Annotated in this window: 16 protein-coding genes and 4 tRNA genes; 10 read left to right on the top strand and 10 right to left on the bottom strand. The window is 55.2% G+C overall.

Annotated features, from left to right (window positions below):
* Positions 1-325: 325 nt before the first annotated feature.
* Positions 326-401 (bottom strand) — tRNA-Asn (locus M6D89_RS06205).
* 247 nt (positions 402-648) lie between these two features.
* Between M6D89_RS06205 and M6D89_RS06200 the strand changes: the two genes are divergently transcribed.
* Both M6D89_RS06200 and M6D89_RS06195 read left to right on the top strand, forming a co-directional pair.
* The gene (locus M6D89_RS06200; RefSeq protein WP_253967154.1) at positions 649-1,254 is read left to right on the top strand and encodes a DNA-J related domain-containing protein; all 606 of its coding nucleotides are present in this window, start codon (positions 649-651) and stop codon (positions 1,252-1,254) included.
* Positions 1,251-1,973 (top strand): spermidine synthase, encoded by a 723-nt coding sequence (locus tag M6D89_RS06195; protein WP_253967153.1) that lies wholly within the window; start codon positions 1,251-1,253, stop codon positions 1,971-1,973. The genes M6D89_RS06200 and M6D89_RS06195 overlap by 4 nt, the downstream gene beginning before the upstream one ends.
* Here the strand turns inward: M6D89_RS06195 and M6D89_RS06190 are convergent.
* From M6D89_RS06190 to M6D89_RS06155, 8 genes are all read right to left on the bottom strand, one after another.
* The gene (locus M6D89_RS06190) at positions 1,954-2,991 is read right to left on the bottom strand and encodes a class I SAM-dependent methyltransferase (RefSeq protein ID WP_253967152.1); all 1,038 of its coding nucleotides are present in this window, start codon (positions 2,989-2,991) and stop codon (positions 1,954-1,956) included. The two genes, M6D89_RS06195 and M6D89_RS06190, sit on opposite strands and share 20 nt — an antisense overlap.
* Positions 2,988-3,689: a pseudouridine synthase gene (locus tag M6D89_RS06185; RefSeq protein ID WP_253967151.1), complete on the bottom strand. Its 702-nt coding sequence runs from the start codon at positions 3,687-3,689 to the stop codon at positions 2,988-2,990. The genes M6D89_RS06190 and M6D89_RS06185 overlap by 4 nt, the downstream gene beginning before the upstream one ends.
* Positions 3,676-4,455: a pseudouridine synthase gene (locus M6D89_RS06180; protein WP_253967150.1), complete on the bottom strand. Its 780-nt coding sequence runs from the start codon at positions 4,453-4,455 to the stop codon at positions 3,676-3,678. Before M6D89_RS06180 ends, M6D89_RS06185 begins: the two co-directional genes overlap by 14 nt.
* The gene (locus M6D89_RS06175) at positions 4,455-4,772 is read right to left on the bottom strand and encodes a hypothetical protein (RefSeq protein WP_253967149.1); all 318 of its coding nucleotides are present in this window, start codon (positions 4,770-4,772) and stop codon (positions 4,455-4,457) included. Before M6D89_RS06175 ends, M6D89_RS06180 begins: the two co-directional genes overlap by 1 nt.
* 30 nt (positions 4,773-4,802) lie before the next feature.
* Complete coding sequence (gene folD, locus M6D89_RS06170; RefSeq protein WP_253967148.1) at positions 4,803-5,654, bottom strand: bifunctional methylenetetrahydrofolate dehydrogenase/methenyltetrahydrofolate cyclohydrolase FolD; 852 nt, start codon at positions 5,652-5,654, stop codon at positions 4,803-4,805.
* A 112-nt stretch (positions 5,655-5,766) separates the two neighbouring features.
* A tRNA-His gene (locus M6D89_RS06165) sits at positions 5,767-5,842 on the bottom strand.
* Positions 5,843-5,939: 97 nt separating this feature from the next.
* Positions 5,940-6,016 (bottom strand) — tRNA-Arg (locus M6D89_RS06160).
* A gap of 36 nt (positions 6,017-6,052) precedes the next feature.
* Positions 6,053-6,129 (bottom strand) — tRNA-Pro (locus M6D89_RS06155).
* Between the two features lie 225 nt (positions 6,130-6,354).
* Between M6D89_RS06155 and M6D89_RS06150 the strand changes: the two genes are divergently transcribed.
* From M6D89_RS06150 to M6D89_RS06125, 6 genes are all read left to right on the top strand, one after another.
* On the top strand, positions 6,355-6,861 hold the full coding sequence (locus tag M6D89_RS06150; RefSeq protein WP_253967147.1) for a flavin reductase family protein: 507 nt from the start codon (positions 6,355-6,357) through the stop codon (positions 6,859-6,861).
* Between the two features lie 652 nt (positions 6,862-7,513).
* Positions 7,514-8,539 (top strand): NAD(P)H-dependent glycerol-3-phosphate dehydrogenase, encoded by a 1,026-nt coding sequence (locus M6D89_RS06145; RefSeq protein WP_253967146.1) that lies wholly within the window; start codon positions 7,514-7,516, stop codon positions 8,537-8,539.
* 113 nt (positions 8,540-8,652) lie between these two features.
* Complete coding sequence (locus M6D89_RS06140; protein ID WP_253967145.1) at positions 8,653-9,090, top strand: DUF4389 domain-containing protein; 438 nt, start codon at positions 8,653-8,655, stop codon at positions 9,088-9,090.
* Positions 9,091-9,101: 11 nt separating this feature from the next.
* Positions 9,102-9,554, top strand: coding sequence for a phosphohistidine phosphatase SixA (gene sixA, locus M6D89_RS06135; protein ID WP_253967144.1), 453 nt, complete (start codon positions 9,102-9,104; stop codon positions 9,552-9,554).
* Positions 9,555-9,571: 17 nt separating this feature from the next.
* On the top strand, positions 9,572-10,423 hold the full coding sequence (locus M6D89_RS06130; protein WP_253967143.1) for an alpha/beta fold hydrolase: 852 nt from the start codon (positions 9,572-9,574) through the stop codon (positions 10,421-10,423).
* Entirely contained in the window at positions 10,407-11,312 is a 906-nt protein-coding gene (locus M6D89_RS06125) for a DUF4892 domain-containing protein (RefSeq protein WP_253967142.1), read from the top strand. The genes M6D89_RS06130 and M6D89_RS06125 overlap by 17 nt, the downstream gene beginning before the upstream one ends.
* Here the strand turns inward: M6D89_RS06125 and folE are convergent.
* Positions 11,309-11,848, bottom strand: a complete 540-nt coding sequence (folE, locus tag M6D89_RS06120) for a GTP cyclohydrolase I FolE (protein ID WP_253967141.1) — start codon at positions 11,846-11,848, stop codon at positions 11,309-11,311. The genes M6D89_RS06125 and folE overlap by 4 nt on opposite strands.
* A 229-nt stretch (positions 11,849-12,077) precedes the next feature.
* Here folE and prmB point away from each other — a divergent pair, with 229 nt between their 5' ends.
* Together prmB and aroC are read left to right on the top strand one after the other, a co-directional pair.
* Positions 12,078-12,977: a 50S ribosomal protein L3 N(5)-glutamine methyltransferase gene (gene prmB, locus M6D89_RS06115; RefSeq protein WP_253967140.1), complete on the top strand. Its 900-nt coding sequence runs from the start codon at positions 12,078-12,080 to the stop codon at positions 12,975-12,977.
* Between the two features lie 64 nt (positions 12,978-13,041).
* A complete protein-coding gene (gene aroC / locus M6D89_RS06110) occupies positions 13,042-14,142 on the top strand; it encodes a chorismate synthase (protein WP_253967139.1) in 1,101 nt (366 codons plus the stop codon).
* The last annotated feature ends 14 nt before the right edge of the window (positions 14,143-14,156 follow it).

Raw genomic sequence — 14,156 nt, 5'->3', positions numbered from 1 at the left:
GCTGGATAGTGGTTGTGCTTGATAAACAGACATAAAAAAGGCCGCATCCGGGGATACGGCCTTTTCGATGTTTGGCTCTGCCCGCTGAGCTCGAACTAGGTCGAATCGCCGATTCGACCAATGATTAACAGTTCAAGAGCTAATCATTCGGTCGCGTAACGAAAAAGGGACTACCCATCTCTGGGCAACCCCTTCATCTTAAATTTGGCTCCGCCTGCTGGGGCCGAACTAGGCTGAATCGTTGATTCAGCCAATGATTAACAAATAAAGAGGTAATCATTGGGCATAAAAAAGGGCCACCCAAATGGGCAGCCCTCTCAATGTTTGGCTCCGCCTGCTGGGCTCGAACCAGCGACCCAATGATTAACAGTCATTTGCTCTACCAACTGAGCTAAGGCGGATCAGTGACTTCCGCTGTGGAAGTGGTGCGCATATTATAGAGCGATCCCAAGTTGGTCAACCCCTGAGGGTAAAAAAATCCAAGAAAATAACGGCTTCGCTTAAAAAGCCCCCATTTTGTATTAAGTCTATACAATTCAAGGGGATAGCGAGGCTTACGTTGGAGTCGATAGGCGCCTTACCGCTATACTGCAGGCACTAGTGGCGATGCGCCACTGGCTGTGTTTTTTTCTCCTAATCAGGTTGTTTATGAAGCTTGACGACACCGCTAATCCGCTGCTTGGGCCACTGCGCGAACTTTTGTGCGAGGCGGGGGACGGTTATACCGAGCACAGCCTGATTAAAATTATGGTGGCGCGGGAGTTGTTGCCCGCCGATTTCAGCACCAGCCCGCGGAAGCTATTTCACGCCCATTTTGTTTTGTTTAACGCGCTCTATCGTCTTAAAGACGAGTTGTTTGCCCGCAATTTGGGGTTGGCGATTGGGTTGGTGGACGTGCGGGTTTACGCCATCAGTACGGCGCGAGAGTCCGCCGTGGATACCCCGCGCGAGGCCAAGCTACGGACTTTTTATCTGGATTGGCAGCATCACGCCGATGCAACGGATGCATCGGTGCAAGCGCTGCTGGATGATTTCTGGCGCCAATTTCAAAGGCTTGGGGTTGCCTCGGATGACAAGGCCCGGGCATTGGATGCGCTGGGTTTGGACGACTCGGCCGATTACCGCGAGATTAAACAGCGCTATCGGCGCCTGGCGATGCAGGCGCACCCGGATCGCGGCGGTGATACCCAAACCCTGCAGGAGATTAACGGGGCGATGTCGGTGCTGCAACGCTGCTATCGGAGTGGCGAATGATTGTCGCGCAATTAACCGATGAGTGGGGGCAGGTGTGCCAAGTGCGCCGCGCCGGACGCAGTTTGCGGTTGTATACCGACGGCGTTTTTCACAGTCAGTATCATCCCCAGCGCTTGCTTGAGGATAACTTGTGGGATCTGCTCTGGTTGCCCACGCTGGCCCAGCCGGAGGTTAAACGTGTTTTGGTCTTGGGGGTAGGCGGCGGTGCGGTAATGCGCAAGCTGAATCAACTCTACCCCGAGGCGCTAGTTATCGGCGTGGATATCAGCGCGGCGCACCTGACCCTGGCGCGCGATTACTTTGGGGTGCGTGGCCCACAGATGTCACTCTACGCGGCCGATGCGCTGGAGTTTGTGCGTTTTTACCGCGGTCCTCGGTTTGATGTGATAGTGGATGATTTATTTGTGGGGTCGGGCTCTGAACCTACGCGGGTGCAAGCGGTGGACGAACACTGGTGTAATGCCTTGACTCGCTTGCTCAGCCCCAATGGACTCTGGGTGGTGAATTTCGCCAGTGGTAAAGAACTGATGGACAGTTTTGCGATTAAAAACCGCGCTCTATTTCCCGCAGCCTTTAGTCTGGCGCATCGGCGCTATGAAAACGGTTTTGGCGCCTTTTATCGTCGGCGCTTAGGCTCTGTTTACCCCACCATTGCCTCGCGTTTGGCGGAGCACGGCTGCCAACTGAGCGATCAAGTGGTTATACGCTCGGCTCGCTAAGCGCCAAAACTTTAAATTGCTTGTTGTTGGCGATGCACTCGATTTTCTTAAAATAGGGTTTGGCTTTTTGTTCGGCGGGAATAAAACTGTTTACCACAAACCAGGCGCAACCTTTTCGATGTAAATGGAGGGCGGCGCTTTTGACAAAACGCTCGGTTAAATCTTGGCTTAGGGAAAACCCCTGGTGAAAAGGCGGGTTGCAAAGCACCCGATCAAAACGCCCGTTTACTGTATCGCCGCAATCGCCAGCAATGACCTCTCCTTGTAGCTGAAAACCGGATAGGTTTTCGCGCGCGCTGAGAATAGCCGCGGCGTTATTATCGGTTAGCACCAATTGCGCGGGAGGATCGTTCATCAGTTCGCTTGCTGCACTCACACCCAGGTACCCATAGCCGCAACCTAAATCCAATAATGAGTCGCACTGGGCCAGCGCTTGGTGTTCTTTTAACTGTGCCAGCAAAAAAGCACTGCCTTCGTCCACCTTCTGCCAGCCAAACTGACCGGGCTTGGTGATAAAGTCGGGGCTCTTGGCGAGGGCACGTAGTTGGTTGTAATCGCTGTCGTCTAAGGGCGTGTGGCGTTCGTTTAGTGCAATGCTTGCGCAATAAGCGCTGCCGTTTTTCTGCGTGCTTTTGGGGGCGCCTAAAAGCTTGGCAGCTTTGTCTAAATAGGTTTTCGCGCCCTCGTTTTTTAACCCCGCCAGATGTAGTTGAGCGCCGGTGTTGAGTCGTTGCCGAGCAATGTTGAGCGCCCGGTGCACCACCGGTTTTTCTTTAGAGATTCGGTAATAAAGGGTGTCAATACTGTCGGGTAAGTCCGCGTCGGCAAAATCGCTGAACAGTGCTATTCGGCCCGCCGCTTGTATGGCCTGGGTAATATCATAGCGGTTGCAAATATAAAGGTGATGCTCCCCTCTGGGCAGGTGGTGTTCGTGGCCGTAAAAATGCTCGTCGCACAGCCACACGCAGGTGCCGCTGTCCGGTTGTTGTAATAGCCATTGCAGGGCGGGGTCGTTCATGGGGTTTGATCCAGTAAGTCTAATTCTTCAGCGCTGAGCGGGCGATAGTCGCCAGGGGCGAGTGTCGGGTCCAGGTGAAGGGCACCTATAGCGCTGCGGTGCAGGGCCGTTACCTTGTTGCCGCAGGCGGCAAACATACGCTTTACCTGATGGTACTTACCCTCGGTGATGATAAGGCTGGCGCTATGGTTTGTGTGAATGTGCAGCTTGGCCGGGCGGCAGGGGCTTTTTTCGCCTTTGAGTAAAATACCCTGGGCAAAGGTTTCAACTAACGCCGGTGTTAAAGCTTCGGCAGTGCGAACCTGGTAAGTTTTACTTTTACCTCGGGCGGGAGCGGTGAGTTGGTGGTTCCACTGGCCGTCGTCCGTTAACAACACCAAGCCGGTGGTGTCTTTGTCCAAGCGTCCGGCAATCTGCAGCGAGTCCGATTGTGATTCTTTAATCAAGTCAATCACCGTGGGGTGTTCGGCATCGCTATTGGCGCACACCACGCCCGCGGGTTTGTACAGCATAAAGTAGCGCGGCGGGGCGATGCTCAACGGTTGTTGGTTGAACGTGACGCGGTCGTCTTTCCCCAGAATCATCGCGCCCTGTGGCACCACCTGCTCGTTTACCCGAATGGCCTGGGCTTTAAGCTGCTTTTTTACCTCCGAGCGGCTAAGGCCTGTGGCATGGGCAATAAACTTATCCAGTCGCATGGGGGCGCCAGGCGAGGGGGAGGGAAGAGCCCCAGTTAAATTCGCGAATCAGGTGTGCAAAGCGGCCTCTCAGTGGAGCGCAAATTTGTAGGGGCTCACCCGTTACCGGATGGTGCAGGTTTAGTTCGGTAGCGGCCAGCAGCAGTCTGTTGGCGCCATAGCGGCGAGCAAAAAAGTGGTTGTGCACGCTTTTGCCGTACTTGGGGTCGCCGATAATGGGGTGGCTTAAGTGTTTCAGGTGGCGACGCAGCTGATGTTTGCGCCCGGTCAGGGGGCGGCAGTGCATTAGACTGTAACGGCTTTGCGGATAGCGATCTACCGCTTCGGAAATTTCCACACAGGCTAAGCGGGTAAACTCGGTGCGCGCTTCTTGCACCGCGCCGGTTTTTTTATCCGCATCCCCCAGACGATCGGGCTGGTATTTTAGCGGGTGATCCAACAGCCGTTGTTCCGGCCCATAGCCACGCACCAGGGCAAGATAATCTTTGCTCACGCCGCCCGATTCCCATTGCTCGCGCATTTGTTTGGCAATTTCAGGTGAAAGAGCAAACAGCAAAACTCCCGAGGTGGGCTTGTCTAAACGGTGCAGGGGGTAGACCCTTTGGCCAATCTGGTCACGCAGCAATTGAATCGCAAAGCGGGTTTCGTGTCTATCGATGGGGCTGCGGTGCACCAGCAAGCCGCTGGGCTTGTCTATGGCGACGAGTTGTTCATCGCGGTAGATAATATTCAGGGGCGCTGGCGCGTCGTCGGTGGCGGTGCTCATTAATACGCGGTGGAGGATACCGGTCCGGCGGGTTTGTTTTGCGCTGCGCACTCAAAGCCCCATTCACGCTGTTCTTTCATCAGCTGGTTGGCTTTGGATTCGCAATAACCTTCCTGGTTGTCTGCTCGCCACAACACCTGCAGCTCTTCGTCGTTTTTGCGGTAGCGCACTTCGCAGGGCACGGCCTGATCAGGCAGCAAATAAGCCACCTCAATCAGGCGCTGTTCGCCATCCAGCTGGCATACATATTGGTAGTTATTCTCGGCCTGAGCGCCTAGCGCCAGGGCGAGTAATAGCCATAATACGTGACGTTCCATAATCTCACTCTTGTGTGTTAACGGTGGGGCTTAGGCGCCGCCAATGGCTTTTTCACCGGAATCCACGGTTTGATAAATAAGCGTGTTAATGGTCATGGGGCCGACGCCGCCGGGTACCGGAGTGTAGGCAGCCACGCGATCGACCAGAGGCGCCAGTTCAATATCGCCCACGCCACCTGGGTGGTAACCCGCATCCACCACCACGGCGCCGTCCTTAATCCACTCGGCCTTGATAAATTCGGGGCGGCCCACGGCACCGATCACAATGTCGGCCTGTTTAATGTGCGCTTGCAAATTTTGGGTGCGCGAGTGGCAGATTGTGACGGTGGCGTTGGCGCCTAGCATCATCATCGCCATGGGTTTACCCAAAATGGGGCTACGGCCCACTACGACGGCGTGCTTACCGGAAAGCTCAATATTATAGGCTTCCAGCAAACGCATAATGCCTTTGGGAGTGGCGCAGCCATAGGCCTGCTCGCCCATGCTCATACGGCCAAAGCCCAAGCAGGTGACACCGTCTACGTCTTTTTCCAGGGCGATGGCGTCGAAGCAGGCGCGCTCATCGATTTGTTCGGGTACCGGGTGCTGCAGCAAAATGCCGTGCACATTGGGGTTGGTGTTGAGCTCGTCAATCTTTGCCAGCAGTTGCTCGGTGGTGGTCTCGGTGGGCATTTCAACCTTAACCGACTGCATGCCGATGCGCTCGCAGGCGTTGCCTTTCATCCGCACGTATGTGGCCGAGGCAGGATCTTCGCCCACTAAAATGGTGGCGAGAATCGGAGTTTGGCCGCCGCTGGCTTTTTTAAGCGCTTCGACGCGGGTGGACAGTTCCTGTTCGGTTTTGGCGGCCAGAGCCTTGCCATCGAGTAACAATGCAGACATGAAGGACAACTACCTTTGACAGTAAAAAGAATGGGTCGACGAAAGAGGGGGCATTTTCCCATAGAGGGGCGAGATCGCCAAGGCTTATAACGAATAGATTATGTGGGGAAAATGGGGTGGCTGAGGGGACTTGAACCCCCGACGACTGGAATCACAATCCAGGGCTCTACCAACTGAGCTACAGCCACCATTGCGGTGAGTCGTCCCTGTCGGGCGGGACTTTTACTACCTTTTATCCTGCGCGTTGGCGCAGCTCCTGAAGTGCTGTGACCCCGGGTGAGCCAATGGCGCGCCCGGCAGGACTCGAACCTGCGACCATCCGCTTAGAAGGCGGATGCTCTATCCAGCTGAGCTACGGGCGCATGGCTGGAATACTGAACCCAGCAGGTTCGGTAAAATGGTCGGAGTGGAGGGATTCGAACCCCCGACATTCTGCTCCCAAAGCAGACGCGCTACCAGGCTGCGCTACACTCCGCCGTTTCGTGGTGACCACGTTTCAGGAGGTGCGCATAATACCCATGCGTCCCGGCCGCGTCAACGAAAAAACGAAACGCGAGCCAACTTTCTTTGAGCGCTGGTTTTTCTGTGGGCAATGTGTCGGTCTGGTCGCCGATTTGGGTGAATGATAAGCGAGTTTGGGCCGGACTTGTGTCAGGCCTTGGGGGTGTTCAAAATAGCGACCTTGTCTATAGGAGGTTGTATGCACAATTCAGATATGGCGCTGGCCATGAAACAGGGTATGAGGCGTTTGGCCTCGGGGGTAAGCGTCTTATCTACGCGGGTTGATCAAGATGAACGCTTTGCGATGACGGTTTCCTCGGTCACCTCGCTCTCCGATCAGCCGCCGTCGCTGTTGGTCTGCATTAATAAGAGTATTTCGCTGCAGGGGCATTTAGAGCGCGAAGGCTGTCAGTTCGCGGTGAACCTACTGACTCAGGCGCAGCAGCAGGTGTCCAATGTGTGCGCCGGGTTTGAGCCGGTGCACGACCGCTTTAGTGTGGGGCAATGGCAGGAGGGCCCGGATGCGGTGCCCTATTTAATGGATTCCGAGGCTATTTTCTTTTGTCGCACCGATAAAGTGGTGAGTTATGGCACCCACTACATCGTAATCGGGCAAATCGAAGATGTTTTGGTTAGCGAGGCCCATGTGGACCCGCTGGTCTATCACAATGGCGGTTATGCATCCCTGGCTCGTGAACCGTCTTAAGTTATATACCTGGGCGCCCGCTTGCCGCATGGAGGATTAGCTCGCAGGGCAATAAAGCCTTTTCGACTTTTCTTATTGGTGATATGAAAACGATACACACGCCAGAACCCAGGTTGGTGTCGGTGTCTTTATTGGGTCTGGCGGGCGGGTAGGAAGTGCCCCGGTTTTTTAGAACAACGATGACACTTTTTTGTCAGTTTTATTCTTGAATTGTGAAAGTTTTGTGTCTACCGACGCTTCAAGGTTAGCGCATGCTAACTTTTTATGCACACCTAGAGGGCTTGACAGGCCGAATTGGGGCACAAAACCTAAAAAAGCGTATAAAACACTGGTTTAACCTTGTAACCTATTGATAAATAAGGGTTTATTTAATAAGGTTAAAATTTGTTCAATCTGTAGGGTGGCCAGTAATTACGGGCCTTAGGGTCGTTTTCCCAAAAACTATCCACCAAGTTATCCACAGAAAGTGTGGAAAAAAACAAGTGCTACGGATTGTGCAAAAAAGTTACAGCAAAAGCGGTTATGTAACATTCAATCGAGTGGGTTTTTAATCAGTTTGAGTGAAATAAAACCGTTATCTTTAAAGAAGGTTTTTGAATAAGTCGAGGCTTGGTCAAACAGCAGGCAATTACACTCAGTGCAGGAGAGATTTGTGGAAAGTCATTCAGTTCGTGTCGCGGTACTCGGTGGCGGCAGTTTTGGCACCGCCATTGCCAATATTATCGCGGTTAATGGTCATCCGACCTATTTGTGGATGCGCGATCGGGACAATGCCGAGGTCTGTGCCCAGGCTCGGGAAAATAGCAAGTATCTGCCGGGTTATCCCTTGTGCGAGGCACTTAATATTACTTCGGACTTGGCTCTTGCGGTGGACGAAGCCGATTTGGTGTTCGTATCAATCCCCAGTCATTCGTTTCGTTCGGTAGCACAGCAGATAAAGCCTTTGTTAGCGTCCGGGGCTCAGGTGGTGAGTACCGCCAAAGGGATAGAGCCCGACGGCGGTTTCACCTTAATGAGCGAAATACTGCAACAAGAGCTGTCCGGTCACCCCATCGGCGTTTTGAGCGGCCCGAACTTCGCCAAAGAGATTGTCGCCGGCCAGCAGACGGCCTCGGTGATTGCCAGTGAAAGCGAAGCCTTGACCGCCCGAGTTCAGCAGACTCTGCGCTCAGAGACTTTTCGGGTTTATGCCAACCACGATCGCGGCGGTGTGGAGTTGGGCGGTGCGCTTAAAAATATCTACGCCATTATTTGCGGCATGGCGGCGGCCATGGGGGCCGGCAATAATACTCAAGCCATGCTTTTGACCCGTTCGCTGGCGGAGATGGGCCGTTTTGCCTCGGCCATGGGGGCTAACCCCATGACCTTTTTGGGGTTGGCGGGGGTGGGGGATCTAATTCTTACCTGTACTTCGGATCTAAGCCGCAATTATCGCGTGGGCTATGCGCTGGGGCAGGGCCAGCCTTTGGACGATGTTGTGGCGGGCCTGGGGCAGGTGGCTGAGGGGGTCAACACCTTGCGTCAGGTTAAGCAAAAAGCGGATGATATGGATGTTTACATGCCTTTGGTGAGCGGGTTGTACAGCATTTTATTTGAGCGCCGCGAAATTGCCGATGTGGTGCGAGAACTTATGACCGGTGAGCAGAGCTATGATGTAGAGTACGGTCGGGCAAAGTAGGCCGTCTCTGCAAAGGTTACGGCTAGGGCGTTGAGCTGTGGCCGGTAGAAATAAAGCAAGGGTTTAGTCGAACTCGCGCCTAGCGCATTGATAACACAGCAGGAGTCAGTTACATGGATAAAGAAACCGTTAAAACGAATATTACCTCGGCCGATCATTGGATGCGTTTTGTCTATATGCTCTTGTTTGCCGTTATTTTGTACGTCGCCGGTATTGTGGTCGGGGTGGTGGTCCTTATTCAGTTTCTGTTTGCGCTTTTTACCGGCAGTGACAACACTCAGTTGCGCCAGCTGGGGGACTCGCTATCGCAATATATTCACGCGGCGTTGCGATTTTTAACTTACAACAGCGACGACAAGCCTTTTCCGTTTGCCGACTGGCCAGAGGCGGCTCCGATTGCTGAGCCGGCAGTGCAAGAAGCTGCTCCAGCGCAAAACCCCGAGCCCGCGTCTGAGGCCTCTGCGTCAGAGGCCAAGGCCGCGAGCGAAACCACCCGCGAGCCGGTCGCAGAGGATACCGACCCTTCATTAAACCCAAATAAAAAGCCTTAACAGGAGATTGCGTGGAGTTATTGGTATTGCGACACGGTGAGGCCGAGCCCTACCGCGCGGATGATTTTACGCGCGAGCTGGTAGCGGCTGGGCGCGCCGAAGTGCGGGCCCAGCTGGAGCGGCAGAAGGCACTGGTGGGGCAACCTAAGGTGTTGGTGAGTCCGTACATCAGGGCGCGACAGACAGCGGCTATAGCGGTAGAGGTGCTGGGAGTGGGTGAACCCGAAATATGCGAATATTTAACGCCGGAGTCCGATCCTCGCGTACTGGTTGATTATCTGTATGCCAGAGGGGACAAGTCGCTTATGCTGGTCAGTCATCAGCCTTTGGTCAGCCACCTGTTGGATGTGCTGTGTGGTCCGGCCGACGCACACGGTATGGATACCGCCTCTTTGGCCTGTGTAGATTGCCCGGTCATGGCGGCGGATATGGGGCAGTTGCGCTGGCTGAGCCATGTGTCTTAAGAACTCAGGCGAGTTATATGAGTAGAGCGCGAGAGCGACAGTTTGAAATAGACAGTTTGCGTTTTGCGGCGCAACAGTGGGGCGATGAGTCGGGCCAGCCGGTGCTGGCGCTGCACGGCTGGTTGGACAACAGCGCCAGTTTTGCCCCTTTGGCGCCGCAGCTGCGCGGGCTCAATATCATTGCGTTGGATATGGCCGGTCACGGGCAGAGTTGTCACCGACCGGGCAGTGCCCCCTACAATATCTGGGAGGATGTGGCCGAGGTCCTGGCCATTGCCGACCGATTGGGGTGGGATAAGTTTTCCATTATTGGTCATTCGCGCGGGGCGATTGTCGCGGCCTTAACCGCGGCGGCCTTTGCCGAGCGCATTGATAAAATGGCGCTGATCGAGGGTATTTTCCCCGAGCCGGTGGCGGCCGAAAAGGCGCCCCAGCAGCTGGCCGAATCGATACGCAAAACCCGCGAGCTGGCGGCCAAGCCACTGCGATTATTTCCCAGCGTAGAGGCGGCGATTAAAGCGCGGATTAATGGAATGTTTCCACTCAGTGAGCAATCTGCAAGGCTATTAACCGAGCGCGGCATAACGGCGGTGGAGGGCGGCTTTCAGTGGAGCACCGATCAGCGCTTGCTGGCCCCTTCGTCTTACAAAATGACCCGCGAGCAGATTCACGCTTTTGTCGCCGCGATTTCCTCCCCTTGTCGGGTAATTCTTGGCGATAAGGGAATGAGTCAGTCGTTTCCGGGGTATGATCAGGCGGTTAAGTCTTATAAAAATCTCGAGTTGTGCCAGTTGCCCGGTGGTCATCACCTGCATATGGAACAGCAATCGGATCAGGTAGCAGAGTTGATCAATGAATTTTTTACCTAAGCGCTGGTTGTTGTGCAGTTTTTTGCTGATTGTTTTTTCGGCGTCGGTGTCAGCGCTTGAAACCGAGCTAGCGTTAAACGACTTTCCCGGCGCTCGGGTGGTGTTTTCCTCTACGGGTGAGGTAAACGACTATGTGCTGGCGTTAAGTAACTACAAAAAAGTGCGCGGCCTCTGGCGCTTGGACGAACAGCTGCTAAGCGGCACCTTAGAGCGCAAAACCTATCAGTTGCCCGACCCCCACAGCGCGCGAGACGGTTTTGAATATTTTTACGATCAGCTCAAGCAATACCCCATGCGCGAGCTTTATACCTGTGAATCCCGCGAGTGCGGCGCCTCCAATACCTGGGCCAACGAGCACTTTAAGGTGCTGCAGTTGTACGGCCTGGATCAGCACCAGTATTTTGGCACCTTTGAGATGACCTCGCCGGAGCACGCCGGCGTTTACGTGACCCTTTACAGCGTGCTGCGCGGCAACAAGCGGGTGTATGTGCAGCTGGAAGTGCTCGCTAGCGATAAGGCCAACCGCTATCAGGCGGCGAGCAATCCCGAGACCTTGGTGCGCCAGCTAAAGCGCGAGGGCTTCGCCGCCTTTGCCGGGTTGCGCATTGCCGACGAGGGTATTGCTTTGGCAGAGGGGCATGTGGATGCGCTGGCCCAGGCCCTGGCGGCCGAGCCCGACATGAGAGTGGCGCTGGTGGGGCACAACTACCAGCGAATGCCCCTTGCCGAGCAGCAAGGGGTTTCGCTCGGTTATGCCCAGAAATTGCAAAAGGCGCTGCAGGCTAAAGGTGTCGAGGCCGGGCGCTTAGAGGTATTTGGGGTGGGAAGTTTAGCCCCGGCGGGTAAAGCTGATGCCGAGGCCAGACTAGAGGTGGTATTGCTGCGTTAGCGCAGTAGAGATAAAAACTCGGTGCGGGTGGCTTGGTTCGAGCGAAAAGACCCCAGCATGGCCGAGGTTTTCATGGCTGAGTTTTGTTTTTCCACCCCGCGCATCATCATGCACATATGCTTGGCTTCAATAATTACTCCTACGCCCGAGGCGCCGGTAATCTGCTGGATTGATTCGGCAATTTGTACGGTCAGTTGCTCCTGAATCTGCAGGCGGCGCGCGTACATATCGACGATGCGGGCGATTTTAGACAGCCCCAGTACATGACCGGTGGGGATATAAGCCACATGGGCCTTGCCGATAAACGGCAGCATATGGTGCTCGCACATCGAATACAGCTCGATGTCTTTAACCATAATCATTTCATTGGAGTCGGACGGAAAAAGGGCGCCGTTGACCACCTCGTCCAGCGATTGATGGTAGCCTTTGGTGAGAAACTCGAAGGCCTTGGCCGCCCGCTTGGGAGTGTCGACTAGCCCGGGGCGCTCCAGGTCTTCTCCAATGCCCTCGATAATTTTGGCGAAATGTTCTTGCATCTGGTTATCCTGTCTCAACCCGTCGGTGGCGCATCCTCGCGGTGGTCTCTAACCTCTCGCGGTGGCCTTTAACTCATAGTAGGGGCAGTATTACCCTTTTATGAAAGGGCGGCAACATTACGCCAACTGGCGCCTAAGGTAAAGGGCCGTTAAAGTTTTGCCCGGTCATTGCGCTAGCATTTGGCCTCTGCGCTACAATGCAGCCTCATTTCATTACGTGACCATCGCTATGACCGATCAATCCAACCCTGTGACAGACCAGTTGTTCACTGTTCGCGACTTTATTCGTTTTGGTGCCAGCGAGTTTAACCGCGCGGGCCTGTATTTTGGCCATGGCACGGATAACGCCTGGGACGAGGCTGTGCAGTTGGTGTGTGTCGCGCTTGCGCTGACCGGGTTTGATAATCCAGCGATATTGGACGCTCGCCTGACTGTCGCTGAGAAGCAGCAGGTATTGGCGTTTTTTGCCCAGCGCATTGAGCAGCGGTTGCCTGCCGCTTATATAACCCATCATGCCAAGTTTTGCGGTCTGGATTTTTATGTGGACGAGCGAGTGCTGGTGCCGCGCTCGCCCATCGCCGAGCTGATTGAAGCGGGGTTTAGCCCCTGGCTTGAGGTTGAGCCCGAGTATATCTTGGACTTGTGTACCGGCAGTGGCTGTATCGGGATTGCCTGCGCCACCTATTTCGCCGATGCCGAGGTCACTCTGAGCGATATCAGCGGCGAGGCCCTGGCGGTGGCCGAGCGCAATATTGCCCGGCACGATCTGGCCCACCGGGTGCAGGCAATCGAATCCGATTTGTTCGCGGGGCTCGCGGGCCACTGCTTTGATTTGATCGTCTCCAACCCGCCTTATGTGGATGCCGAAGATCTGGCGGCCATGCCCGACGAGTACCAGGCCGAGCCGGAAATAGGCCTGGGATCGGGCAGCGATGGTTTGGCCTTTACCCGCCGATTATTGGCCGAGGCGGCGGATTATCTCAATGACCACGGGCTGCTAGTGGTTGAGGTAGGTAATAGCGCGGCGGCCCTGGCCGAGGCCTACCCTGAGCTGCCCTTTACCTGGGTCGAGTTTGAGCGCGGGGGGCACGGGGTGTTTATCCTGACCCGCGAGCAACTGGTGGGGTGAGCCCCGCGCAAAAACGGCGTATAATCGCCCACCTTTTAATGCAGTGAAATAAGGCGACAGGTCTATGTCCGGCAACAGTTTTGGCAAACTATTTACCGTAACCACTTTCGGCGAGAGCCACGGCCTGGCTCTGGGCTGTATTGTCGACGGCTGTCCGCCGGGACTGGCGCTGTGTGAAGAAGACATACAGCTGGATCTGGATCGCCGCAAACCGGGCCAGTCGCGCTATACCACCCAGCGCCGCGAGGCCGACCAGGTGAAGATCCTTTCGGGAGTATTCGAGGGCAAGACCACGGGTACGCCCATTGGTCTGATCATTGAAAACACCGATCAGCGCTCTAAGGACTACTCCAATATCAAAGACCAGTTTCGCCCCGCCCACGCCGACTACACCTATATGCAGAAGTACGGGGTGCGGGACTATCGCGGCGGCGGTCGCTCGTCGGCCCGCGAAACGGCCATGCGGGTCGCCGCTGGCGCGATTGCGAAAAAATACCTAAAAGAGTTTTTTGGCGTGGAGATACGCGGTTACTTGTCCCAGCTGGGTCCCATTGCCATCGATACCGTCGATTGGAATGAAATTGCCAATAACCCCTTTTTCTGCCCCGATGCCAGCAAGGTCTCGGAAATGGAAGATTACATGCAGGCGCTGAACAAAGAGGGTAATTCGGTGGGGGCCAAGATCAGTGTGGTGGCCTCCAATGTCGCCCCGGGCCTAGGCGAGCCGGTGTTTGACCGGCTGGATGCGGATATCGCCCATGCCCTGATGAGTATTAACGCTGTTAAGGGCGTGGAGATTGGTGCGGGCTTTGACAGTGTGGCGCAAAAGGGAACCGAACACCGGGATGAAATTTTAGCCGATGGCTTTGCCTCCAATAACGCCGGCGGCGTGTTGGGCGGTATTTCCACCGGGCAGGATATTATCGCCCATATTGCGCTTAAACCTACCTCGAGCTTGCGCACCCCGGGGCGCAGTGTGGATGTGCACGGTGAGGCGGTCGAAGTGGTGACCAAAGGGCGCCACGACCCCTGTGTAGGCATTCGCGCAACCCCCATCGCCGAGGCCATGTTGGCGCTGGTGATCATGGATCACGCCCTGCGCCAGCGTGGGCAAAACGGCGGGGTTGAACACAATATTCCGCGCATTCCCAAAGGCCAAAGCTAGTTTGCCTTAACCGC

This window comes from Gilvimarinus xylanilyticus (assembly GCF_024195295.1).
GTDB lineage: Bacteria > Pseudomonadota > Gammaproteobacteria > Pseudomonadales > Cellvibrionaceae > Gilvimarinus > Gilvimarinus xylanilyticus.
The sequence above is the reverse complement of the archived record's forward strand: the minus strand, read 5'-3'. Positions and strand labels throughout refer to the sequence as shown.

Excerpts from the sequence above, each read along its gene's own strand:
- M6D89_RS06200 (WP_253967154.1), top strand. The coding sequence starts at position 649 with ATGAAGCTTGACGACACCGCTAATCCGCTGCTTGGGCCACTGCGCGAA.
- M6D89_RS06195 (WP_253967153.1), top strand. The coding sequence starts at position 1,251 with ATGATTGTCGCGCAATTAACCGATGAGTGGGGGCAGGTGTGCCAAGTG.
- M6D89_RS06190 (WP_253967152.1), bottom strand. The coding sequence starts at position 2,991 with ATGAACGACCCCGCCCTGCAATGGCTATTACAACAACCGGACAGCGGC.
- M6D89_RS06185 (WP_253967151.1), bottom strand. The coding sequence starts at position 3,689 with ATGCGACTGGATAAGTTTATTGCCCATGCCACAGGCCTTAGCCGCTCG.
- M6D89_RS06180 (WP_253967150.1), bottom strand. The coding sequence starts at position 4,455 with ATGAGCACCGCCACCGACGACGCGCCAGCGCCCCTGAATATTATCTAC.
- M6D89_RS06175 (WP_253967149.1), bottom strand. The coding sequence starts at position 4,772 with ATGGAACGTCACGTATTATGGCTATTACTCGCCCTGGCGCTAGGCGCT.
- folD (WP_253967148.1), bottom strand. The coding sequence starts at position 5,654 with ATGTCTGCATTGTTACTCGATGGCAAGGCTCTGGCCGCCAAAACCGAA.
- M6D89_RS06150 (WP_253967147.1), top strand. The coding sequence starts at position 6,355 with ATGCACAATTCAGATATGGCGCTGGCCATGAAACAGGGTATGAGGCGT.
- M6D89_RS06140 (WP_253967145.1), top strand. The coding sequence starts at position 8,653 with ATGGATAAAGAAACCGTTAAAACGAATATTACCTCGGCCGATCATTGG.
- M6D89_RS06130 (WP_253967143.1), top strand. The coding sequence starts at position 9,572 with ATGAGTAGAGCGCGAGAGCGACAGTTTGAAATAGACAGTTTGCGTTTT.
- M6D89_RS06125 (WP_253967142.1), top strand. The coding sequence starts at position 10,407 with ATGAATTTTTTACCTAAGCGCTGGTTGTTGTGCAGTTTTTTGCTGATT.
- folE (WP_253967141.1), bottom strand. The coding sequence starts at position 11,848 with ATGCAAGAACATTTCGCCAAAATTATCGAGGGCATTGGAGAAGACCTG.
- prmB (WP_253967140.1), top strand. The coding sequence starts at position 12,078 with ATGACCGATCAATCCAACCCTGTGACAGACCAGTTGTTCACTGTTCGC.
- aroC (WP_253967139.1), top strand. The coding sequence starts at position 13,042 with ATGTCCGGCAACAGTTTTGGCAAACTATTTACCGTAACCACTTTCGGC.